This is a genomic window from Sphingomonas sp. (assembly GCF_041661825.1).
Lineage (GTDB): Bacteria > Pseudomonadota > Alphaproteobacteria > Sphingomonadales > Sphingomonadaceae > Sphingomonas.
In genome coordinates this window covers 737,125-759,703 of the sequence record NZ_JBAZTU010000004.1, presented here as the reverse complement: position 1 = coordinate 759,703, position 22,579 = coordinate 737,125, and the positions used below count along the sequence as shown (strand labels likewise).

The window sequence follows — 22,579 nt, the reverse complement described above, 5'->3', positions numbered from 1 at the left end:
TTATGCCCGGCAAAGCAGCGCGCGTTGGGGAACGCACCCTTGTTGCGCAGGATATCGATGAAGACGCGATATCGGCCTTCGACATGCAGGCGGTCAATCGCCTGGGTGAAGATGCGCGAGTAGTCCACTCCCCGCAGCGCCGTTCCGTCCGCTTCCATGCCGGCCGCACTAGCGCGCGGCGCCAGGGATTTCCAGCGTTTTACGTACCCAAGATGTGCCCGAACCGGTGGGAAAAGCGATGGGCCGCTTAGCTTCGCTCAAGCGCGCCGCGCCGTTTCATGCTATGATGCGCCATCGCCGGGCCGATTGCCGCGAGCCTGCCCGCGACCGAGAGACGCAATGCGCTCCCGCTTGATGCATGGAGCTTTGATCATGACCAACCACGTTCCAAGTGACGGAAAACAGGACTATTTTGCACGCCGGGCAGCGCAGGAGCGCGAGCTTGCCGGGCGGAGCGCCGACCGTTCGGCGCGCCACGTCCATCACGAGCTGGCGAGTCGTTATGCCGTGCTGGCCGAGTCGGTCGAGGTGACGGTCGAGCAGCCTAGAGCGTCTCAACCCGCATAAGGCCGTAGCGCGCGAGCGCCGGGACGAGCGCGCCATGATCGGCATGGCCGGTGAACACCGCGACTCCGTCACCCGGGCTGTCCGGCCATGACTGGCCCTGGGTGAGATACGCGACTCGGCGCGCAATCCCTTCCGACCCGTCGACGAAACGCACCGCATGCGGCGCGGCGGCGGCCAGTTCCTCGACCACCAGCGGGAAATGGGTGCAGGCGTTGACGATCACGTCGATCCGATCGCCGCCGGGCTGATCGAACAGGCCGGCGAGGATCGCACGGTAGCGATCGGCCGATCCATCCTCCCCGCGCAGCTTCGCCTCGGCGAGCTGGACCAGTTCGGCCGAACCGTGGCGCACCACCAGGCAGTCGGCGGCAAACCGCGCCGCAAGGTCGTCGACATAGGGCTGGCGCACCGTCGCATCGGTGCCGAGCACGCCGATTGCGCGGGTCTTGCTCAACGCCGCGGCCGGCTTGATCGCGGGGACGGTGCCGACGATCGGCAGGTCGAGCGCGGCCCGCACCGCGGCCAGCGCAATGGTCGAGGCAGTGTTGCAGGCAATGACGATCAGCCGCGGATGGTAGCGTTCGGCCAGCCGGCCGAGCAGCGCGGGCACGCGCGCCGCGATCTCCGCCTCGGTCTTGGTGCCATAGGGAAAGCCGGCCGAATCGGCGACATAGACAAAGGGGGCGCCGGGCAGCAGCGCGCGGGTCGGCCCAAGCACGGAAAGGCCGCCCACCCCGGAATCGAAGAACAGGATGGGCCGCGTATCCGTCACAAGCGCGATGTAGCGCGGGCGCCGGGTTTGACAATGCTCCGGTACTTGAACCCGGGCGGGGCCTGCCCGACCTAGAGAGAGGTTGTTGGCGGCCCACCCGGATCGGGCTATGCTGACGGGCGATGGGGGGCTGATCTATCTTGCCGACCGAATATGTCTGGATGGCGCCGGCTGGCGCGCTGCTGCTCGGCTATCTGCTGGGCTCGATTCCGTTCGGGCTGATCCTGACCCGCGCGTTCGGCGCCGGCGACCTGCGCCAGATCGGATCGGGCAATATCGGCGCGACCAATGTGCTGCGCACCGGGCGCAAGGGCCTCGCGGCGGCGACCTTGCTGCTCGACGCAGCCAAGGGCTTCGCCGCGGTGACGATCGTCGAGGCGCTATGGCCGGGCAGCGGCGTGCTCGCCGCGGCGGCGGCATTCCTCGGCCATGTCTATCCGGTCTGGCTCAAATTCCGCGGCGGCAAAGGCGTGGCGACGATGATGGGCATCGTGCTCGCGCTCTACTGGCCCTGCGCTATCGTCTATGCCGTGGTCTGGCTCGGCCTGCTCGCCCTGCTGCGCTTCTCTTCGCTGGCGGGCATTACGGCTGCGTTCAGCGCGCCGCTGAGCGCCACCTTCTTTTCCGAGTTCGACATCGTCCTGCCGCTGCTCGCGCTGGCGCTGCTGGTGCTGTGGAAGCACCGCGAGAATATCGAGCGGCTGCTGAACGGCACGGAGCCGAAGGTCGGCGCGAAAAGTGCGTGACGATCCGCCGCGCACCGTCGCGGCCGCGGTCGCGCGCCTCCGGCTGATCCGCACCCCGCAGATCGGCCCCGTCACCTATCGCCAGCTGATCGAGCGCTTCGGCGACGCCGCGACCGCGATCGACGCGCTTCCCGAACTCGCGGCGCGCGGCGGCGGCAAGGCGCCCGTCGTCGCGCCACCCGCGATCGCCGAACGCGAGCTGGCGACCGCGGCGAAACTCGGCGCACGTCATGTCTTCATCGACGACGCCGATTACCCGGCGCTGCTGGCCGAGCTGGACGACGCGCCGCCCGCCATGATGGTGCGCGGCGATATCGGCCTGGCACAGCGCCCGACGATCGCGATGGTCGGCGCACGCAATGCGTCCGCAGCGGCATGCCGGTTCGCGCGGCAATTGGCGGTCGAGCTGGGCCGCGAGGGCGTGACCGTGGTGTCGGGCCTGGCGCGCGGCGTCGACACCGCTGCCCATGTCGGATCGATCGACAGCGGGACGATCGGCGTGATCGCGGGCGGCATCGACATTGCCTATCCGCCCGAGAACGCCGCCTTGCAGGAAGCCGTCGCCACGCGCGGCCTGCTGATCGCCGAGCAGCCGCCCGGCACCGAACCGCGGGCGCGTCACTTCCCGTATCGCAACCGGATCATCGCCGGCCTGGCGCAGGGGACGGTGGTGGTCGAGGCAGCCCCGAAATCCGGATCGCTGATCACCGCACGGCTGGCCGGCGAGATGGGACGCGAGGTGATGGCGGTCCCCGGATCCCCGCTCGACCCAAGGGCGCAGGGCTGCAACGGCCTGATCCGCGAGGGCGCGACGCTGATCCAGTCGGCCGCCGATATCCTCGAACTGGTCCGTCCGATCGACCCGCGCATGGTGCGCGCGCCCGGATCGCGCTTCGGCGGGCCGCCGCCCGAGGATGTCACTGACACGCAACGGCTGGAAGTGAGCGGGCTGCTCGGCCCGGTGCCGGTCGCGATCGACGAGCTGATCCGGCAATCCGGGCTCGCCTCGATGATCGTCCAGACGGTATTGCTCGAGCTTGAACTGGCCGGACGCCTGGAGCGCCATGCCGGCGGGAGAGTGAGCTTGATTTGACGCCAACGCCCAACCAGATTCCATCGGATCGATTCAAACGGCTGGAAGTTTCGCTATCCCGAGCCCAACCCCGAGATCGCCCGCCGACCGCTTGACGCCGCCCCGCACACCTCTCCATCCTCGCGCGTACACGTAAGGACGCCTTAAAACCCATGCAGCTTGTCATCGTCGAATCGCCCGCCAAGGCGAAGACCATCGAGAAATATCTGGGATCCGACTATCGCGTTCTCGCGAGCTACGGCCATGTCCGCGACCTGCCGGCCAAGGACGGATCGGTCGATCCCGACGACGGCTTTTCCATGGAATGGGAGAATTACGCCGACAAGTCGAAGCAGCTGAAAGCGATCACCGACGAGGCGAAGAAGGCCGACCGACTGATCCTCGCGACTGACCCCGATCGCGAGGGCGAGGCGATCAGCTGGCATGTCCAGGAAGTGCTGCGCAACCGCAAGGCGCTGCCCAAGGAAGTCGAGCGCGTCACCTTCAATGCCATCACCAAGGCGACGGTGACCGAGGCAATGAAGCATCCGCGCGAGCTGGATACCGACCTGATCGACGCGTACCGGGCGCGCCGCGCGCTCGACTATCTGGTCGGCTTCACGCTGTCCCCGGTGCTGTGGCGCAAGCTGCCCGGCGCCAAGTCGGCCGGGCGCGTGCAATCGGTGGCGCTGCGTATCATCGTCGACCGTGAGCGCGAGATCGAAGCGTTCCGGGCGCAGGAATATTGGTCGGTGACGGCCGATATGGAGCAGGACGGCACGCCCTTCACGGCGCGTCTCGTCACCTTCGAGGGCAAGAAGCTCGATCGCCTGTCGATCGGCGAAGAAGGCACGGCGCTCCGCGCCAAGGCCGCGGTCGAGGAAGGGCGCTTCAGCGTCCAGACCGTCGAGGTCAAGCCGGCCACGCGCAACCCGCCGCCGCCCTTCACCACCTCGACCCTGCAGCAGGAGGCGTCGCGCAAGCTCGGCTTCTCGGCCGATCATACAATGCGCATCGCCCAGGGCCTCTACGAGGACGGCGCGATCACCTATATGCGCACCGACGGCGTACAGATGGACTCGTCCGCCATTTCCGCCGCGCGGAAAGCCATCGCGGATCGCTATGACGCGGGGTATGTGCCCGATAAGCCGCGGCTCTATCAGACCAAGGCCAAGAACGCCCAGGAAGCCCATGAAGCGATCCGCCCGACCGATTTCGGCAAGGACAAGCTCGGTGGCGGCGACCATGCCCGGCTCTACGACCTGATCTTCAAACGTGCGCTGGCCAGCCAGATGGCGTCCGCGCGCATGGAGCGCACCTCGGTCGAGCTGACCGACGGTTCGGGGCAGACCAGCCTGCGTGCGACCGGCCAGGTCGTGCTCTTCCCCGGCTATCTCGCGCTGTACGAGGAAGGCACCGACGACAGCGCCGACGAGGACAGCCGCCGCCTGCCGCGCATGCGCGAAGGCGATGCGCCGGCCAAGAAGGCGGTCAATGCCGAGCAGCATTTCACGCAACCGCCGCCGCGCTTCTCCGAAGCGTCGCTGGTCAAGCGCCTGGAGGAGCTCGGCATCGGGCGCCCCTCCACCTATGCCTCGATCATCAAGACGCTGAAGGACCGCGCCTATGTGCGGGTCGAGAAGAACCGCTTCTTCGCCGAGGAGAGCGGGCGGCTGGTGACGGCATTCCTCGAGCGCTTCTTCGAGAAATATGTGGGGTATGATTTCACCGCCGGGCTCGAGGACGAGCTCGACGAGGTCTCGGGCGGCCGCGCCCAGTGGCAGGCAGTGCTCGAATCCTTCTGGAAGGATTTCAAGCCGCGCACCACCGAAGTGATGGAGCAGAAGCCGTCCGAAGTGACCGCCGCGCTCGACAAGTTCCTCGAACCCTATCTTTTCCCGGCCAAGGCGGACGGCGGCGACCCGCGGCTCTGCCCGAATTGCGGCCAGGGCCATCTGGCGCTGCGCGGCGGCAAGTTCGGCGCGTTCGTCGCCTGCTCCAATTATCCGGACTGCAAATTTACCCGCCGCTTTGGCCAGCCCGGCAGCGAGGGGGACACCGGCGATACCGGCCCCGAGGTGATGGGTCAGGACCCGGAGACGGGTGCAGAGGTGACCAAGCGCAGCGGACGGTTCGGACCCTATGTCCAGCTCGGCGATGGCAAGGAGGCGAAGCGCGCCTCGATCCCAAAGGATGTGCCGGGCGAGGATTTCGGGCTTGATTGGGCGCTGAAGCTGCTCAGCCTGCCGCGCACCGTCGGCACGCATCCGGAAAGCGGCAATCCGATCACCGCGTCGATCGGCCGCTATGGTCCCTATCTGGCGCATGACGGCAAATATGCCCGCCTTACCTCGACCGCCGAGGTGTTCGAGACCGGCATGAACGCCGCCGTGGTCAAGCTGGCCGAAGCCGCCGCCGGCGGTGGACGTCCGCAGCGCGGCAGCCGCGAGCCGCTCAAGGTGCTGGGCAAACACCCCCGCACCGAGGCCGAGATCAAGCTGATGGAAGGGCGGTTCGGCCCCTATGTCACGGACGGCGAGACCAATGCGACCCTGCCCAAGTCAGTCCAGCAGGACCAACTGACGTTGGAGGAAGCGGCCCAGTTGATCGATGCGCGCGCCGCCGCGGCGCCGGCGAAGAAGGGCAAGAAGAAGCCGGCGGCGAAAAAGGCCCCGGCCAAGAAGGCGGCGCCCAAGGCAGCAGCGAAGAAGGCGCCCGCCAAGAAGGCTGCCGCTAAATAACCGTCATGCTGGACTCGTTCCGGCATCCATCGTCCCGCACGACCTTCGGCCGATGGAGGTGCGGAACGATGAATCCCGGAACAAGTCCGGGGTGACGAAGTGTGTGGATCAGCCCATGTCGGGCATCAACACCCTGACCGCGAGCCAGACCGCCAGACCGAGCAAGGTCAGCAGCGTGACGACGATACCGATCGAGCGTGCGGGCTTGGGCGGTCCCGGCGGGTTGAACAGGCCGATGGCGTTGAGCAGGCGCGCGCCGACAAAAGCGGCGGCGGCGATCGATAGGGCGGTGGGATTGGCCCCGCCGCTTTCGAGCAGGGCGATCAGGATGATCCCGACCGGCGCATATTCGGTGAGATTGCCGTGCGCGCGGATCGCGCAATTCAAATCGTGCTGGCCGGCATCGCCGTACGCCGCACTGTGCTTCATGCGCATCCGGATCGTCGTGATCGACAGAAAGACCAGCAGCAGCGCGAGCGCGGCCGCGGTGAGCGCGGTGATCGTGAGTTGCATTGCCCCCCTCCTTATCGTTGCGGAGGCGGTTCTATTCCTTTTGTCAAGAAGCGTCGATCCGGATCAGGCCGCGCGACGCGACGTCAGATGGAGCCAGGCACGCGCCGCCTTCTGCGCCTCGGCAATCTCGCGCGCGGTCATGTCCTCGGCGATTTCGCTGCGGCAGGCCTGGGCTGCCTCGCTGCCCGCGACCGCGGCCAGGTTGAACCATTTATGCGCCTCGATCAGATCGACATCGATGCCAGCGGCGCCGCTCGAATAGACCATGCCGAGATCGTAGAACGCGTCCATGTCGCCAAGCGCCGCATCGGCCAGTCGGCTGTCGATGAGGAACTGCGCATTCTTCAGGCTGCTGCCCATGATCTTAACCCCTGTTAACCATCCCTGTCGGACGACCTTGGGGCGAAGACTTCAACAAATGGTTAACATCGGTTAGGCATGAATACGACCCCAGAAAGGGAGCAGGCGCCGGTGAGAACCGCCGCCGTCGCCCATCTTGCTTCATTCGCTACCTTTTTCATGACGCTGACCCCGCTCAGGCGGTTGGCGTGGCGTTGTCTTAGGCCTGGGTCAAAAGCTCGAGCAGGTGGCCATCAGGATCATTGAAATAGAAACCGCGACCGCCGTGGCGCTCGTAGATTTCCCCGGACCTCCCCCGCCCAGGATCAGCCCAGTAAGGCTGACCAGCCTTCCTGATCTGGTCGAGCCCGAAATCAAAATCGTCATCGCTGACCAGAAATGCATAATGCTGCGGCGCGACATCGCCGTCCTTGGCCATGAAGTCCAAGGCGACGCCGTTTCCGAGTTGCACGACCATGAAGTGGAGCACGGATTCGGCGGGTGGTAGCCTGAGGATATTCGTCAGGAAGGCGGACGATGCGCGATTGTCGCGGCACCAGACGATCGTGTGATTGAGTTGAGCGGTCATGAGATCGATCCTCGCATAACGCACCGGAAGGAGAAGGCACCATGGGACCTGGCCTTCTCCACCAGTGGCCGATGAAAGTCGCCGTTGGCGTCAGCCGGTCGCACCGTCCGCGGCAGCCATGTCCATCCACATTGCTTCCCAGACATGTCCGTCGAGGTCCGCAAAGCTGCGATTATACAGGAAGCCGAGATCCTGCACGGGGTTGATGTCGACCGTGCCCCCATGCGTGGCGGCCGCCTGGTTCATCGCATCCACGGCGTCACGGCTGTCGCAGGAAACGGCGAGCATGACTTCGCTGGATGTAGCGGGCGCGATCGGACGGCTCGTGAACATGTGCCATTTGGCGTGCGTCAGGAGTGCGACGATGATGGTGTCCGAGAGAATCATGGACGCGGACGTCTCGTCGCTGAACTGCTGGTTCTTGGTAAGCCCGATCGCTTCATAGAATGCCGTCGCTTTTGCCAGATCGGCCACCGGCAGGTTCACGAAAATCATTCTGGACATCACTTTCTCCTTCATTTGGCTGCTGCGCTACGCTACTGTCTTGCTGCAATGTTAGTAGACGCAATGTATCTTAATGTCAAGAGACATTGCGTCGAGAGGAATACAGATGGATCGTGCTGAGATGGCGGTTGAACAATGGGGACACGAACGCCCCGATCTCCCGGCGCTGCCGATGGCGATTTTCGGTCGCCTCTCGGATGCGTCGGAACGCGTCCTGCGCGATCATATGAACCCCCTTTTCGCAGACGCCGGGCTTCAGCCCGGGGAGTTCGACGTGCTCGCAACGCTGCGGCGTTCGGGTGAGCCCCATATGCTCTCACCGACCACGCTCTATGAGGCCTTGATGATTTCCTCCGGGGGCATGACCAACCGGCTCGATCGGCTCGAGCGGGCAGGCCTTGTCGAGCGTCGCCCCGATCCCAACGATCGTCGCGGCAAGCTGATCGCGCTTACCGACACCGGCAAGCGCGTGATCGACGAAACTATCGGCCGCCACGTCGCCAACGAAGAACGGCTGCTCTCGGTGCTGACGCCGCTCGAACAGGAAACGCTCAATGCTCTTCTCAAGAAGCTCATCACGGGGCTCTAGCCAGGCATGTCGGGCGTAGAGCGCCGCTATCATCCGGGCTTGCTGTATTTCCAGAAGCGACCCTTGCCGTCGGCTATCCACGCCAGCGCTTCCTCGATGCGCTTGTCCCGGGTTGCGTCGGTCTTCGCTTCGCCGATCCAGACATTATATTCCTTCTGAAACGACGGTGACCTGCTTTCGAAAATGGCTTTGACCTGTGGATTTTCCGCGAGCCTTTCGGAAAAGGCTTCGGGAATGCCCACCGCCTTCGGGCCCTCGGACTTTCGCTGCGGCAGCTTTATGCCCTGCTCGTTGAGCGCCATCGCCTCTTTGATCCAGGCAGTGAGGTCGCCGTCCGAAGGCAGGTCGGCCACATTGGTCAGCTTGCCCATGAAGCGCTTGGCCATTGGCAGATCGGCGTTGGCCTTGAGCCGCGCGTCGCTCATCAGGGCGTCTTTCCAGAAACTGAAGGAACAGTGTCTTTTGTGGGCCGCGAAGATGCACATCATCTCGCCGCGATAGTCGAAATGGGGAATGCCCCATTTCAGCTCCTCGATGATCTCCGGGCAGGTCGCATGAAGCAGAGCGCGGAGATGGGCGAGAATTGACATCGCGAAGGGCTCCGCATTTTCGAGATAGGCATCGATCTTGGGAGAGTGGTTGGGCTTGGACATGAGCTGAGTTCCTTCCAGTCCTTGATCAGAATGAGGCTTTGGCCAGAGGGTTGGCATCGACACGGAAGCTGAACAGTTTGCGCCCGCTGCGAATCCCGATCCGGACGAAAACCGGCAGGATTAGGTCTCGAACCCGTTGGCCGAACCACGATGCCGGCCCCTTTTGCGACCTGTTCCGCGCGGTGATCCGGACCACGCGCTCGACGCGGCCGCGCCGGAGGTCTTCGAAACGATGGAAGGCCTGGCCGAGCTCCGCTTCATCATGCAGGCATGCGGCCAGCACGATTGCATCTTCGATTGCCATTGAGGCGCCCTGGCCGGCGTGCGGGCCGACCGCATGGGCGGCGTCGCCAATCAGAACGACGCGGCCTTTCGACCAGCGCGGCAGATTGGGCATATCAAATACGGGATAGGATCGTTCGAGCCTGCCGACGTGCCTTAGGATTCTGGCGTTTGGATCGGGATCGCCGGCGTGAAGGCTACGAATGAAAGCGGCGAATTTTTCGGGATCGGCTTGCCTGCCGCTGCCTGGATGATCGGCGAAGTAGGAATTGAACCAGTAGACCGGGCCCGAACCTTCCTTGATGTAACCGAAAAAGGCGCTGTTGCCGAAGGTCATCCGCATCAGACCGCCGGTCGACGGCACATCAGCGTCCACCACACCTCCAGTTCCAACCACCCCGGTAAACCGGGGCGCGGGATACTCCGGAAAGACATGTTGGCGTACCGTCGATCTCAGGCCATCAGCGGCCACGACGCACATCGCGTCAAAAGCACCAGCATGCTCCAGTTGGACCGTCGCTCCGTCCGGCCGGCTTTCGACCCCGTTCACACGGTCGCCAAATCGGACCTGGATTCCGCATGCGGCGGCCCTCTTCAGCAGAATCGCCGCCAACGCCCCGCGCCGCAACGTGATGCTCGGCGCACCGAATATGTCGGCGTGATCGCGTTGATCGGCGATCGCGAGCGACTTGCCGCGTCCGTTGAGCAACTCCAGCCCCGTGGTATCGATCCCGGCCGCGATGACATCGTCGCAACAGTCGATCGCCCGCAGGCCATTCATCCCATTTGGCGCCAGTGTCAGGAATTCGCCCTCGCACCGTATCGCGTCCGACGTTCTCTCCTCGAAAACAGTCGGCCGAAAGCCCAGCTTTTTGAGTCGGATCGCCAGGACGAGTCCGGCAACGCCGGCGCCGCAAACCGCTACTTCCAATCCCTCTGCCGCACTCATTGACGGAATCTCGATTTTTTGATATAACGATTATCAGATTATACGAATGTCGAACTATATGTCAACAAAGCCTACCGAAGAGCTGATAATCGCGCTCGGATTTGCCATTTCGCGCTGGCAGGATTCAGTCGAAGACTTCGACGGCGCCGTAGGCGAGATCTATGGATTGAGCGCGGCCGAGCGACGCTGCCTGAGCTCGGTCAGTCATGGACCTCAACCGGCAAATGCCATCGCGAAGGACGTCAACCTGACGCCGGCGGCCGTCACGACGCTGATCGATCGGCTCGAGAAGCGCGGTTTCGTTCGACGTCAATCCGACCCGCACGACAGGCGCCGGGTCATGGTGGCAGCGGCGGAGAAAACCGAAGAACTGACCCGACAAACCTACCAACCCGTCTTCGAAGCGGGCGCAGCGCTACTCGAGAACTACTCGATGGAGGAGATGGCGCTGATCCGGAAATTTATCGAGGAAGTGACCGCGATGCAGATATCTCAAACCAATGCCTTGCGGCACAGAAAGTAGAAATCTCCGATCAGACCGCGATATTGTCGATCAGGCGGGTCGTGCCCATCTTCGCCGCGGCCAGCAGGCGGCGTGGGCGATCCGCATCCGGGCCTTCCCGCAGCGTTTCGGCATCGACCAGGGTAACATAATCGATCTCGAAGCCGGCGGCGGTCAGCGACTCCCGCGCAGTGGCCAGCACCGTCTCGATATCGTCGCCCTTTCCGATGCCCTTCGCCGCAACGCCGAGCGCCCGCGGCAGTGCGACCGCCCGGCTGCGCTGATCGTCGTCGAGATAGACGTTGCGTGACGAGAGCGCGAGGCCGTCATCCTCGCGCTGGGTGGGCAGGCCCATGATCTCGATCCCGAAATCGAGATCGGCAACCATGCGGCGGATCACCGCCAGCTGCTGATAATCCTTTTCGCCGAACCAGGCGATGTCGGGCCGCACCTGGTTGAACAGCTTCGACACGACGGTCGCGACTCCGTCGAAATGGCCTGGCCGGGCGGCACCGTCGAGCCCTTCACTGACGCCGGCGACCGAGACGTTGGTCGCGAAGCCATCCGGATACATCACGTCGACCGGCGGCATCCACAGCAGGTCGCACCCCGCCTCTTTCAGCATGCGCGTGTCGGCGGTCTCCTTGCGGGGATAGCGCGACAGGTCCTCGTTCGGGCCGAACTGCTTCGGGTTGACGAAGATCGACGCCACGACGCGTACGCCGGGGCGCTTGGCCGCCTCGATCAGCGCCATATGGCCGGCGTGAAGCGCGCCCATGGTCGGAACCAGCGCGATCGCTGCTCCTCCCTCACGGAATTCTGCAATCCCGGCACGGAGCAGATCGAGGTGACGGATGGTTTGCACGCGTGATGGGCCTTCGATAAGGACGGGTAAGGACGGGGCGGGCCTTCTATGGGGGGCAGCGCGACCGATCAATACGGCCAATCATCAGGGACACGAGCGACTTGTCGACGGTTGCACAGAAGCCACATATCATCGTGTTCGCCAACGAGAAGGGCGGGACCGGCAAGTCGACGACTGCCGTCCATGTCGCGATCGCGCTGCAGGCACGGGGTGCGAAGGTCTCCGCGTTCGATCTCGACCACCGCCAGCGGACGACAGGCCGCTATCTCGACAATCGCCAGGCGACCGCCAAGCGGACCGGCCGCGAGCTGAACACTCCCCGCCACGCGACGCATGACGGCGAGAGCCTGGCACGCTTCACCGAGACGCTCGATGCCCTTTCCGAAGGCGCCGATTTCCTGGTGATCGACACGCCGGGCCGCGACGACCGCTTCGCGCGGATGGCAGCGCAAAAGGCCGATACCCTGGTCACGCCGATGAACGACAGCTTCGTCGATTTCGACCTGATCGGCCAGGTCGACCCGGTGACCTACAAGGTGACTCGCCCGAGTTTCTATGCCGAGCTGATCTGGGACGCGCGCAAGGCCCGCGCCAAGGCCGACGGATCGACGATCGACTGGGTCGTGCTGCGCAACCGCGTCCAGCATATCGAGGCGCGCAACATGCGCCGCGTGTCCGAGGCGCTCGATCAGCTCGCCAAGCGGGTCGGCTTCCGCATCATTCCGGGGCTCGGCGAGCGCGTGATCTACCGCGAGCTGTTCCCGAAAGGCCTGACCATGCTCGACGCCCGCGAGTTCGGCGAGATGGGCCTGGCCCATGTCGCGGCACGCCAGGAGCTGCGCGAGATGATGGCGGCGCTTGGCCTGCCCGAGCCCGCGATGCCGCTGTTCGCCTGATGGCGAAGATCCTCTTCATCGGGCTGGTGCTGTTCGGCGTCTGGCTGCTGCTGCGCAAGACCGCACCGACGCCGCCGATCGACGAGAAGGAGGCACGCGCCATCCTGGGGGTCGACCGTACCGCCGATGCCGAGGCGATCCGTGCCGCGCATCGTCGCCTGGTCGCGGCCGTCCACCCGGACCGCGGCGGATCGACCGAACTGGCGCGGCGGATCAACGCCGCGCGCGACGTGCTGCTCAAAAAGCGCGACTGACCTTTCCTTACAATGAACTTTCCGGGCGCTCGCCTATTGGGCGCTCGAACAGCTTGAACCGGAGGACCGATGACGCACCGCTTCGACCCCACTTCCCTGCGCGAATATGACATCCGCGGCATCGTAGGGAAGACGCTCGGCCCGGCCGATGCGACTGCGATCGGCCGCGGCTTCGCCACGCGCGTGCGCCGTGCCGGCGGGACGCGGGTGGCGGTCGGCTATGACGGCCGCGTCTCCTCGCCCGAGCTGGAGGCAGCGCTGATCGCCGGCCTGACCGCGAGCGGCGTCGATGTCGTGCGGGTCGGCATGGGGCCGACGCCGATGCTCTATTATGCCGAGGCGATCCTCGAAGTCGACGGCGGCATCCAGATCACCGGCAGCCATAATCCGGGCGATTACAATGGCTTCAAGATGGTGCTGCAGCATCTGCCGTTCTTCGGCGCTGATATCCAGGACCTGGGCAAGCTGGCCGAGGAAGGCGACTGGGAAGAGGGCGAAGGCGCCGTCTCCGACTTCTACATCGAAGACGATTATGTCGGCCGGCTGATGGCGGGCTATGCCGGCGGCGCCTATCGGATCGGCTGGGACGCGGGCAACGGCGCGGCCGGGCCAGTGATCGAGAAGCTGACCAAGCTGCTGCCGGGCGAACATCATTTGCTGTTCACCGAGGTCGACGGCACCTTCCCCAACCATCATCCCGATCCGACCGAGGAAAAGAACCTCGCCGACCTGAAGCGCCTCGTCGCCGAGAAGCAGCTCGATTTCGGGCTCGCCTTCGACGGCGACGGCGACCGGATCGGCGCGATCGACGGCCAGGGCCGAGTGATCTGGGGCGACCAGCTCCTGTCCATCCTCGCCGAGCCGGTGCTGAAGGAGCTGCCCGGATCGACGATCATCGCTGACGTGAAGGCCAGCCAGGCGCTGTACGACCGGATCGCCGAACTGGGCGGCGAGCCGCTGATGTGGAAGACCGGGCACAGCCTGATCAAGATGAAGATGAAGGAGACGCAGTCGCCGCTCGCCGGCGAGATGAGCGGACACATCTTCTTCGCGCATGACTATTACGGGTTCGACGACGCGCAATATGCCGCGGTGCGGCTGATCCGCGCCGTGCACATGATCGGCAAGTCGATGACCGAGATCCGCGGCGCCATGCCGGCGATGGTCAACACGCCCGAGATGCGCTTCCAGGTAGACGAGAGCCGCAAGTTCGCGGTGGTCGACGAAGTGCTCGACCGGCTCGAGGCCGAGGGCGCCGAGGTCAACCGCACTGACGGCGCGCGAGTCAATACGGTGGACGGCTGGTGGCTGTTGCGAGCGTCCAACACCCAGGACGTGCTGGTCGCGCGCGCCGAGGCGAAGGATCAGGCCGGGCTCGACCGGCTCATGGCAATGATCGATGCGCAGCTTGCCGCCAGCGGGATCGTGCGCGGGGAACAGGCGGGGCACTAACTGTTTTCTCCCCTCCCCTGAAGGGGAGGGGCGTTCAAGAGACTCGCATTCCGCCTCTCAAACCGCCACTTAAGCGCGATGCCTCCCCCTCAACCCCAGCTTATCCGTGTCGTCGATCTCGAAACCACCGGGCCGGCGCCGCCGGCGCACGGCGTGTGCGAGATCGGATGGCAGGATGTCGTGCTCGGTGCCGATGGGCGCTGGGAACTCCATGGCGAGGGCGGCAGCCGGCTGGTCAATCCGGGCCGGCAGATCCCGCCGATCACGCAGGCGATCCACCATATCCTCGACGAGCAGGTCGCCGACGCGCCTTATTGGCACGATGTCGCGCGCGCGGTGCTCGATCCCTGGCCGCGCCGGCTGGCGCTCGCCGCGCATCGCGCCGATTTCGAGCAGCAATATTGCACCCCCGCGCTCACCCGCAACGCCGACTGGGTATGCACCTGGAAATGCGCGATGCGGCTGTGGCCGGATAGCCCGAGCTTCTCCAACCAGGTGCTGCGCTACTGGCGCAAGCCCGAGGGGATCGAGCATGAGCGCGGCCTGCCGGCACACCGCGCCTTTCCCGATTCCTATGTCACGGCCTTTCACCTGCGCGACATGCTCAACCAGGTCGGGCTGCCGCAGCTGATCGAATGGTCCAATCTGCCGGGCCTGTTGCCGCGCGTCCGCCAGGGGCCCGATCGCGGCAAGGACTGGCGCGAGATCGAGGACGAATCGCTCGCGCGTTTCCTGGGCGACCGCGATATCGATGTGCGCTTCACCGCCGAGACCGAGCTGGCGCGGCGCCGCGGCGGCGGCGCGGTCGGACGGACGACCTTGCAGGGCGCCTTGTTCTAGCATCATTCCCCGATCGCAACGACCTTGATAAATGTGGCACGACTGGTGCTGGCGTTCCCGGATTTGCGAATCTAGAAACACGCATGGTCGAAAAGCCGATGTTCGAAGGGATCGCCCGGCGGTTCGGGTGGGCCGACCAGTCGATGGGCCGATTCCTCATCGGGTGCATGGTGATCGGCTTCGCCAGCCTGATGGCCGCCGGCATCGCGGCGATCTGGTCGACCGGGCACAACCAGGAGCATATTCGCGCGGTCAACCACACCTATGAGGTGCAGCTGGCCATCGCCCGCGCCAACATCCTGGTCGAACAGGCCGAATCGGTGCGGCGCGGCTATGTCATCGCGCGGCAGCCGGAATATCTGACCAGCTACAAGACCATCGCCGCGCAGATTCCCGATGCCCTGCGGCAGATCGACCTGCTGACCGCCGACAATCCGCGGGAAAAGGCCAATCTCGCCCGGTTGCGCCGGCTGGTCGCGGCGATCGAGCAGCGCCGCGACATCACCAACGCGCTGGTCGAGGCCGGGCGGGTCGACGAGGCGATCAGCGCCTTCACTGACGAGACCACCGCGCGCCGGATGCGCGGCATCCGCGACCTCGGCAAGGCGATGGAAGGCGAGGAGCAACGGCTGCTCGCGATCCGCGATGCCGAGCAGCAGGCGAGCGTGCGGACCTTCTATACGACGATCGGCGTTGCCGGGGCGCTGCTGCTGTTCGTCGCCATGGCATCGCTGCTGACCATCCTGCGCTACACCCGCGACCTCGCCGCCTCGCGCGACGCACTGCGCGACTTCGCCGAATCGCTCGAGGAGCTGATCGCCGAGCGCACCGCCGACCTGACCCGCGCGAACGAGGAGATCCAGCGCTTCGCCTATATCGTCAGCCATGATTTGCGCGCGCCGCTGGTCAACGTCATGGGCTTTACTGCCGAGCTGGACGCCGCCGCTGCCGCGATCACCACGATGATCGACCACGCCGAGACCGAGGCGCCGGCCGTCGTCAGCGAGCAGGCCCGCACCGCCGCGCGACAGGAGCTGCCCGAGGCGATCCGCTTCATCCGCACCTCGAGCGAGAAGATGGAGCGGCTGATCAACGCGATCCTGAAGCTGTCGCGCGAGGGCCGCCGCATCATCGTGCCCGAACGGATCGAGATGAACGCCCTGATCGGATCGGTCGGCGCGAGCCTGCAGCATCTGATCGACGACCGCGACGCCCGCCTCGTGATCGAGGGCACGCTGCCCGACATCGTCAGCGACCGGCTGGCGCTCGAGCAGATTTTCTCCAACCTGATCGAGAATGCGGTGAAATATCTCCGTCCGGGCCGGCCGGGGCTGATCGAGGTACGCGGCGAGCGGCATGGCGGACGCGTGACCCTGGAGGTCAGCGACAATGGCCGCGGCATCGCCCCTGCCGACCATCGCAGGGTGTTCGACCTGTTCCGCCGATCCGGGAATCAGGACCAACCGGGCGAAGGCATCGGTCTGGCGCATGTCCGTGCCTTGGCGTACCGGCTCGGCGGCGTTATCGACGTCCGGTCGGACATCGGAAAAGGCGCGACATTTCGTCTGTCGCTCCCGGCTACACTTTCCGAGGGACAGGGGAATTAGATGAACGATCACCACTCAGTCGGCATCGTGATGATCGAGGATGACGAAGGTCATGCGCGGCTGATCGAGAAGAACATCCGTCGTGCCGGCATCCTCAACGAGATCGTCCATTTCACGGACGGCACGCGGGCGATCGATTACCTGTTCAACCATGAGAAGGGCCCGGCGCTGGGCGGCCCGGCGCTCGTCCTGCTCGATCTCAACCTGCCGGACATGAGCGGCGCCGACATTCTGACGAAGATCAAGGGCGCGCCGGCGCTGCGGCGCACCCCCGTGGTCGTGCTGACCACCACTGACGACAAGGTCGAGATCGAGCGCTGCTACGATCTCGGCGCCAACGTCTACATCACCAAGCCAGTCAATTACGAAAGCTTCGCCCAGGCGATCCGGCAGCTCGGCCTGTTCCTGTCCGTGATCAAGGTCCCCGACGCGGAAACCCAGCAGGCCTGAGGTCAGGCCGAAAAGCCGGAGAGCAGGCTGGCGACATTGCCGCCGAGCGCGTCGACGGCATATCCACCCTCCATCGCGATCACCGTCGGCCAGCCCCGTACGGCGATATCCCGGCCGAGCACCGCATAGTCGGCGGTCGCGAGCCGGAAAAAGGAGATCGGATCGCCATCCCAGGTGTCCGCGCCGAAGCTGACGATCAGCAGGTCCGGCGCAAATCGGGCGATCGCATCGAGCGCGGCGGTTTGTGCGGCCCGGAACGCATCGATCCCCGCCCCTTGCGGCAATGGCAGGTTGAGCGTGGTGCTTTCCCCCGCCCCTTCCCCGGTCTCGTCGGCATGGCCCCAGAAAAAGGGATAGTCAGTCGCCGGGTCGGCATGGATCGACGCGTAGAAGACGTCGCCGCGCGTCCAGAAAATGTCCTGCGTGCCGTTGCCGTGATGATAGTCGATATCGAGGATCGCCACCCGATCGGCCCCGGCATCGCGCGCGGCCTGGGCGGCGATGGCAGCAGTGTTGAGGTAGCAATAGCCGCCAAGATAATCGGCGCCCGCATGATGGCCGGGCGGACGGCACAGGGCGAAAGCGGCGCGATCCCCGCCGTGCACCGCATCGAGCGCGGAGAGGACCGATTGCGCGCTCCAATAAGCGGCATCCCAGGTCTCGGCGGTCAGCGGGGTCGAAGCGTCGAGGCTGTAGCGGCCAGCCAGCGCGTCGATCCGGTCGAGCTTCAGCGCGCGCCTTGCGACGATCGGCCAGATATAGCCGATCACGTCGCCCGGCCGCCCCGCCGCAGCCCAGCGCGCCGGCCCATGCTTGAGGAAATCGAGATAGCCCGCGTCATGCACGGCGCGGATCGCAGCGTCGCCGTGATCGACAGGCGCCTCGACGCCGAGCGTTTCGGCGATCGCCTCGGCCCTTACCGGCCGTTCCGCATAGTCGGTGAAGCCGCCATTGTGCAGCTCCTTCAGCGGCGCATGGGCGAGCTGGCGGGGATCGAAGAAACGACGCATCCGGCCTTGTCGCGCGACACCGGGATCGGCGCAACCGGATCCAAACAGCGACTCGGCTTTTCCGCTATTTAGCCGCCACATTTTTCTTCCGCTGTTATGTTGGATTTTCGTGCCGGATTCCTCGCCTGTTCACAACGGGTTAGGCGGCGTTTTCCCTGTTACGCATAACAGCGGAAAAAGTGGCCACAAACACCGCGTTTTTTCCGCTGTAACACCCGGAAAACACCGTTCGATTTCAATCGACCATGAGAAGGAGCAGGCCGGAGAGCCGGCGGTTCGATGCTGTCATGATCCTTGCCGCGGTTGAATCAAGACGGCGGTACGGGAGCCGGCAAGATACAGCACGACAAACCCGACCACCGCCGACAGGATCGATCCGGCCAGCACGCCGATCTTCACCTCGTCCATGATCGCGGCGTTGCCGGGGAAGGCGAGACCGCCGATGAACAGGCTCATGGTGAAGCCGATCCCGGCGAGCAGCGCGACGCCGTAGACCTGCGCCCAGCTCGCTCCGCCGAGCGGCCCGGCCAGCCCCATGCGAACCGCGAGCCAGATACTGCCGAAAATGCCGATCTGCTTGCCGAAGAACAGCGCGAGCGCGATGCCCAGCACCAGCGGCTCGACCAGGATCGACGGGCCAAGGCCAGCCAGCGACACCCCGGCATTGGCGAAACCGAACAGCGGCACCACCGCATAGGCGATCCAGGGATTGAGCGCGTGTTCGAGCCGGTGAAGCGGCGAATCGTGATGATCGGGCGCGCCGGGGGAACGGCGGATCGGGATCGTCATCGCCGCAACCACGCCGGCAATGGTCGCGTGCACACCCGACATCAGCACCAGCAGCCAGAGCAGGGCGAAAGCGACCAGATAGGGCCAGAGCCGTACCACACCGAAGCGGTTCATCGCGGCCATGGCGCCCGCGACGATCGCTGCGCCGGCGAGCGCCAGCAGCGACAGGCCATGGCTGTAGAAGACGGCGATGATCGCGACCGCTCCCATATCGTCGACGATCGCGACGGTGGTCAGGAACAGCTTGAGCGACGCGGGCACGCGCGGACCGAGCAGCGCCAGCACGCCGATGGCAAAGGCGATGTCGGTCGCGGCGGGGATCGCCCAGCCGGCGCGCAGATCGGCCGCGCCGCCGGTGATGGCGAGATAGAGGATCGCCGGGCAGATCATGCCGGCTGCCGCGGCGATGATCGGCAGGCGCCGTCGCTCCGCGCTGGCGAGCTGGCCGTCGACCAGCTCGCGCTTGATCTCGAGCCCGACGAGCAGGAAGAACAGCGCCATCAGCGCATCGTTGATCCAGAGATGGACCGTCATCGGCCCGATCGCCGGGGCGAGCACTGGCCCGGTCTCGACGTGCAGCAGATGGAAATACTCATGGGCGAGCGGCGAGTTCGCGGCGATCATCGCCAGCGCGGCCGCCGCGATCAGCAGGATTCCGCCGGCTGCCTCATTGGCGAGGAAATCGCGCAGGACTGAGGCGGGGGATCCTCTTTTTCCGGCCATCTGCGCGTTCCTTTCGGGAAAGGGTATGGCGGTTTCGACGGTCAGCTAGCAAGCGGAAGCGGCAACAAATCTCCCTCTCCCGTTGTGGGAGAGGGAAGGAGGAGCGAAGCGACGGGAGGGTGAGGGGGAGTGAGGCTCGAGACACGGAGAGGGAATTTTAGAGCGAGCGGAACATCACGAACGCATCGACGAACCCGTGTGTCGGATGCTCGAAGGCAAGTGGCAGTGTGCCGACGATGTCGAAGCCGAGCGACTGCCAGAGCCGCACCGCCCGTGTGTTGCTGCTCACCACGAAGTTGAACTGCATCGCCCGAAAGCCACGTAGCCGCGCATGATCGAGGGAATGTTCGGCCATGGATCGCGCCAGGCCGCGCCCCTGCGCGTCGGCATGAGTCATATAGCCGCAATTGGCGACATGCCCGCCGCCCCCGGCCTGGTTCGCCCGGAGATAATAGGTGCCGAGCACCCGGCCGTCCTCCTCGGCGACGAACACCTGCTTGTCGGCGCCGAGCCAATAAGCGAGCGCATCGCCCCCCGGCATGGCGCGGTCCAGCGCATAGGTTTCGCCGGCACGGATGACCGGGCCGATGATCGACCAGATCGCCGCAGCGTCCTCGGCTTGGGCCGGCCGGATCAGCATGAGTCCTCCGTTACCGCGCCAGCGCCTCGGCGATCAGCTTGCGGCTGTTCTCGATGCCGTAGAGCGCGATGAAGCTGCCCATGCGCGGGCCCTGGCTCGAGCCGAGCAAGGTCTCATACAGCGCCTTGAACCAGTCGCGCAGATTCTCGAACCCGCCGGTCTTGCCGATCTCATAGACCAGATTCTGGATCTCCTCGGCGCTCGCTTCGGGCGGCAGCGCGGCGAGATCGGCATCGAGCTGCTGCAGCGCTGCCACTTCCACGCCTTCGGGCGCGCGGCGCTGAAGCGTCGGGGCGACGAAGTCGCGGCCATAAGCCAGGGCGTGCCCGATCAGCCGGTCGAGCTCGGGATAGGCCTCGGGCGTGGCATCGGGCACGTAATTGGAGAGATAGCTCCACACCTGTTCCTTGGTCGCGTCACCCATCACCCCGACCAGATTGAGCAGCAGCCCGAAGGTCACCGGCAGCTCGCCCGTCGGCATCTTGCCGTCATGGATGTGATGGACCGGGTTGCCGAGCTTCTCCTTCAGCTCCTGCGCGGCATAATTGCCGCGGAACTGCCAATAGTCGTCCACCGCGCGCGGGATGACGCCCATGTGCAGCGACTTGGCCTTTCGCGGCTCGCGGTAGATGTAGAAGGCGAGGCTCTCCTCCGGACCATAGGTCAGCCAGTCGTCGAGGCTGAGGCCGTTGCCCTTGGACTTGGAGATCTTTTCGCCCTTTTCGTCGAGGAACATCTCATAGGTGAGGCCTTCGGGCGGACGGGCGCCGAGCACGCGCGTTATCTTCGACGCCTGAGTGACGCTGTCGATCAGGTCCTTGCCCGACATCTCGTAATCGACCTGAAGCGCGGTCCATCGCATCGCCCAATCGACCTTCCATTGCAGCTTGGCCATGCCACCGAGCGCCGATTGCTCGATCCGGTCGCCCTCGTCCATGAAGGCGATGATCCCGGCCTCGGCGTCGACCACTTCGACCGGCACCTGGAGCACGATCCCCGATTTCGGGCTGATCGGCAGGATCGGCGAATAGGTCGCGGCGCGTTCGGCACGAAGCGTGGGGAGCATCACGTCCATGATCGCCTGATAGCGCTGCAGGATCAGCTTCAAGGTCGGATCAAAGCGGCCCGAGGCATATTCGGTGGTCGAGGACAGGAACTCGTAATCGAAGCCATAGCGATCGAGGAAATCGCGTAGCATCGCATTATTGTGGTGCGCGAAGCTTTCGAACTTCTCGAACGGATCGGGCACCCTGGTCAGCGGCTTGCCGAGATATTCGGCCAGCATCGCCTTGTTCGGGACATTGTCCGGCACTTTCCGCAAGCCGTCCATGTCGTCCGAAAAGGCGACGAGGCGAGTCGGGGTGTCGCTGAGCGCGTGGAAGGCGTTGCGTACCATCGTCGTGCGCAGCACTTCGTTGAAGGTGCCGATATGCGGCAAGCCCGAGGGGCCGTACCCGGTCTCGAACAGCACCGGCGCACCCTGCTTGCCGTCCGGATAGCGTTTCAGCAGCTTGCGCGCCTCTTCGTACGGCCAGGCTTTGGACTCGAGGGCGGCGGACTTGAGGTCGGCGGGGCGGAGTTCGGGTGCAGTCATGCGGGCTCTTTGCCGATTTGGCAGCCGCGCCGCAAATGCTATACTCGCCTCGTGACGCTGATCGCTCCCCTCAATGTACCGCAGCCGGTCAAACTCCGGATCGAGGACTATGAGTTGCTGCTGCGCGCCGGCACCTTTTCCCATCTTGCGAAGACCGAGCTGATCGAGGGGGTGATCGTCGAGATGAACTCGCAGTACCGGCGCCATTCCTTCGCAAAAAACGAACTGACCTATCGACTGCGCCGCGCGCTCGAGGCGCTGGGCTCCGCCTATTCGGCGCAGAGCGAAACGACGGTCGCACTCCCGCCTTATGGCGCACCCGAACCCGACGTCGTCCTTACCAGCGCCCCACAGGGCGACGGTTATGTCCCGCTTGAGTCGGTCGCGCTGCTGATCGAAGTGTCGGACAGCACGATCAGCTACGATCTCGGCACCAAAGCGGCGATGTATGCGATGCACGGCATCCCGGAATATTGGGTGGTCGACCTGCCGGCGGCGCAGATTCATCAGCTCTGGCAGCCGATGGAAGGCAGCTATCAAAATAGCCGCTCCGTCGCCGTGGGTGAGCCGTTGCAGAGCGTGACGCTGGCTGACCTGACGATCGAGACGAACGGAATCCTCTAAACGGCCTCGTGCCGTTG

General features: G+C 65.0%; 25 protein-coding genes and 1 pseudogene. 13 read left to right on the top strand and 13 right to left on the bottom strand.

Annotated elements, in window-relative coordinates; genetic code table 11:
* Positions 1-158: pseudogene (locus tag WC729_RS22330) on the bottom strand (5-aminolevulinate synthase); the annotation flags it as partial.
* 214 nt (positions 159-372) lie between these two features.
* On the opposite strand from WC729_RS22330, the gene WC729_RS22325 reads away from it, so the two are divergent.
* The gene (locus WC729_RS22325; protein ID WP_372856624.1) at positions 373-567 is read left to right on the top strand and encodes a hypothetical protein; all 195 of its coding nucleotides are present in this window, start codon (positions 373-375) and stop codon (positions 565-567) included.
* Here WC729_RS22325 and murI read toward each other — a convergent pair.
* Positions 545-1,339, bottom strand: a complete 795-nt coding sequence (murI, locus tag WC729_RS22320) for a glutamate racemase (RefSeq protein ID WP_372856623.1) — start codon at positions 1,337-1,339, stop codon at positions 545-547. The genes WC729_RS22325 and murI overlap by 23 nt on opposite strands.
* 161 nt (positions 1,340-1,500) lie before the next feature.
* Between murI and plsY the strand changes: the two genes are divergently transcribed.
* From plsY to topA, 3 genes are all read left to right on the top strand, one after another.
* Positions 1,501-2,085, top strand: a complete 585-nt coding sequence (gene plsY, locus WC729_RS22315; RefSeq protein ID WP_372856622.1) for a glycerol-3-phosphate 1-O-acyltransferase PlsY — start codon at positions 1,501-1,503, stop codon at positions 2,083-2,085.
* Positions 2,078-3,178: a DNA-processing protein DprA gene (gene dprA, locus WC729_RS22310; protein ID WP_372856621.1), complete on the top strand. Its 1,101-nt coding sequence runs from the start codon at positions 2,078-2,080 to the stop codon at positions 3,176-3,178. Before plsY ends, dprA begins: the two co-directional genes overlap by 8 nt.
* 152 nt (positions 3,179-3,330) lie before the next feature.
* Complete coding sequence (gene topA / locus WC729_RS22305; protein WP_372856620.1) at positions 3,331-5,898, top strand: type I DNA topoisomerase; 2,568 nt, start codon at positions 3,331-3,333, stop codon at positions 5,896-5,898.
* A 108-nt stretch (positions 5,899-6,006) separates the two neighbouring features.
* On the opposite strand, the gene WC729_RS22300 is transcribed toward topA, so the two are convergent.
* From WC729_RS22300 to WC729_RS22285, 4 genes are all read right to left on the bottom strand, one after another.
* A complete protein-coding gene (locus WC729_RS22300; protein WP_372856619.1) occupies positions 6,007-6,411 on the bottom strand; it encodes an MAPEG family protein in 405 nt (134 codons plus the stop codon).
* A gap of 63 nt (positions 6,412-6,474) precedes the next feature.
* Positions 6,475-6,771, bottom strand: coding sequence for a hypothetical protein (locus WC729_RS22295; protein WP_372856618.1), 297 nt, complete (start codon positions 6,769-6,771; stop codon positions 6,475-6,477).
* Between the two features lie 199 nt (positions 6,772-6,970).
* Complete coding sequence (locus WC729_RS22290) at positions 6,971-7,339, bottom strand: VOC family protein (RefSeq protein ID WP_372856617.1); 369 nt, start codon at positions 7,337-7,339, stop codon at positions 6,971-6,973.
* Positions 7,340-7,429: 90 nt separating this feature from the next.
* Positions 7,430-7,843 (bottom strand): VOC family protein, encoded by a 414-nt coding sequence (locus WC729_RS22285; RefSeq protein WP_372856616.1) that lies wholly within the window; start codon positions 7,841-7,843, stop codon positions 7,430-7,432.
* A 121-nt stretch (positions 7,844-7,964) separates the two neighbouring features.
* Here WC729_RS22285 and WC729_RS22280 point away from each other — a divergent pair, with 121 nt between their 5' ends.
* Positions 7,965-8,432 (top strand): MarR family winged helix-turn-helix transcriptional regulator, encoded by a 468-nt coding sequence (locus WC729_RS22280; protein WP_372856615.1) that lies wholly within the window; start codon positions 7,965-7,967, stop codon positions 8,430-8,432.
* Positions 8,433-8,461: 29 nt separating this feature from the next.
* Here WC729_RS22280 and WC729_RS22275 read toward each other — a convergent pair whose 3' ends face one another.
* Complete coding sequence (locus tag WC729_RS22275; protein WP_372856614.1) at positions 8,462-9,142, bottom strand: YdeI family protein; 681 nt, start codon at positions 9,140-9,142, stop codon at positions 8,462-8,464.
* Complete coding sequence (locus tag WC729_RS22270; RefSeq protein ID WP_372856613.1) at positions 9,111-10,316, bottom strand: FAD-dependent oxidoreductase; 1,206 nt, start codon at positions 10,314-10,316, stop codon at positions 9,111-9,113. The genes WC729_RS22275 and WC729_RS22270 overlap by 32 nt, the downstream gene beginning before the upstream one ends.
* 46 nt (positions 10,317-10,362) lie before the next feature.
* On the opposite strand from WC729_RS22270, the gene WC729_RS22265 reads away from it, so the two are divergent.
* A complete protein-coding gene (locus WC729_RS22265; protein ID WP_372856612.1) occupies positions 10,363-10,839 on the top strand; it encodes a MarR family winged helix-turn-helix transcriptional regulator in 477 nt (158 codons plus the stop codon).
* A gap of 10 nt (positions 10,840-10,849) precedes the next feature.
* Here WC729_RS22265 and panC read toward each other — a convergent pair whose 3' ends face one another.
* Positions 10,850-11,683 carry a pantoate--beta-alanine ligase gene (gene panC / locus WC729_RS22260; RefSeq protein WP_372856611.1) on the bottom strand — a complete coding sequence of 278 codons (834 nt, stop codon included), beginning with the start codon at positions 11,681-11,683 and terminating at the stop codon, positions 10,850-10,852.
* Positions 11,684-11,784: 101 nt separating this feature from the next.
* On the opposite strand from panC, the gene WC729_RS22255 reads away from it, so the two are divergent.
* The 6 genes from WC729_RS22255 (at position 11,785) to WC729_RS22230 (ending at position 17,182) form a co-directional block, all read left to right on the top strand.
* The gene (locus WC729_RS22255) at positions 11,785-12,579 is read left to right on the top strand and encodes a division plane positioning ATPase MipZ (RefSeq protein ID WP_372856610.1); all 795 of its coding nucleotides are present in this window, start codon (positions 11,785-11,787) and stop codon (positions 12,577-12,579) included.
* Positions 12,579-12,833: a J domain-containing protein gene (locus tag WC729_RS22250; protein ID WP_372856609.1), complete on the top strand. Its 255-nt coding sequence runs from the start codon at positions 12,579-12,581 to the stop codon at positions 12,831-12,833. Before WC729_RS22255 ends, WC729_RS22250 begins: the two co-directional genes overlap by 1 nt.
* Positions 12,834-12,902: 69 nt before the next feature.
* Positions 12,903-14,285, top strand: coding sequence for a phosphoglucomutase/phosphomannomutase PgmG (gene pgmG, locus WC729_RS22245; protein WP_372856608.1), 1,383 nt, complete (start codon positions 12,903-12,905; stop codon positions 14,283-14,285).
* Between the two features lie 78 nt (positions 14,286-14,363).
* Positions 14,364-15,125, top strand: coding sequence for an exonuclease domain-containing protein (locus tag WC729_RS22240; protein WP_372856607.1), 762 nt, complete (start codon positions 14,364-14,366; stop codon positions 15,123-15,125).
* 98 nt (positions 15,126-15,223) lie between these two features.
* Positions 15,224-16,732: an ATP-binding protein gene (locus WC729_RS22235; protein ID WP_372856606.1), complete on the top strand. Its 1,509-nt coding sequence runs from the start codon at positions 15,224-15,226 to the stop codon at positions 16,730-16,732.
* On the top strand, positions 16,733-17,182 hold the full coding sequence (locus WC729_RS22230; RefSeq protein WP_372856605.1) for a response regulator: 450 nt from the start codon (positions 16,733-16,735) through the stop codon (positions 17,180-17,182).
* Positions 17,183-17,184: 2 nt separating this feature from the next.
* Here the strand turns inward: WC729_RS22230 and WC729_RS22225 are convergent, their stop codons facing one another.
* The 4 genes from WC729_RS22225 to WC729_RS22210 form a co-directional block, all read right to left on the bottom strand.
* Positions 17,185-18,192 (bottom strand): histone deacetylase family protein, encoded by a 1,008-nt coding sequence (locus tag WC729_RS22225; RefSeq protein WP_372856604.1) that lies wholly within the window; start codon positions 18,190-18,192, stop codon positions 17,185-17,187.
* 285 nt (positions 18,193-18,477) lie between these two features.
* On the bottom strand, positions 18,478-19,704 hold the full coding sequence (nhaA, locus tag WC729_RS22220) for a Na+/H+ antiporter NhaA (RefSeq protein WP_372856603.1): 1,227 nt from the start codon (positions 19,702-19,704) through the stop codon (positions 18,478-18,480).
* Between the two features lie 157 nt (positions 19,705-19,861).
* Positions 19,862-20,344, bottom strand: coding sequence for an N-acetyltransferase family protein (locus WC729_RS22215; protein ID WP_372856602.1), 483 nt, complete (start codon positions 20,342-20,344; stop codon positions 19,862-19,864).
* Between the two features lie 10 nt (positions 20,345-20,354).
* Complete coding sequence (locus WC729_RS22210; protein ID WP_372856601.1) at positions 20,355-21,938, bottom strand: lysine--tRNA ligase; 1,584 nt, start codon at positions 21,936-21,938, stop codon at positions 20,355-20,357.
* Positions 21,939-21,989: 51 nt separating this feature from the next.
* Between WC729_RS22210 and WC729_RS22205 the strand changes: the two genes are divergently transcribed.
* Positions 21,990-22,562, top strand: a complete 573-nt coding sequence (locus WC729_RS22205; protein ID WP_372856600.1) for a Uma2 family endonuclease — start codon at positions 21,990-21,992, stop codon at positions 22,560-22,562.
* Positions 22,563-22,579: the final 17 nt, after the last annotated feature.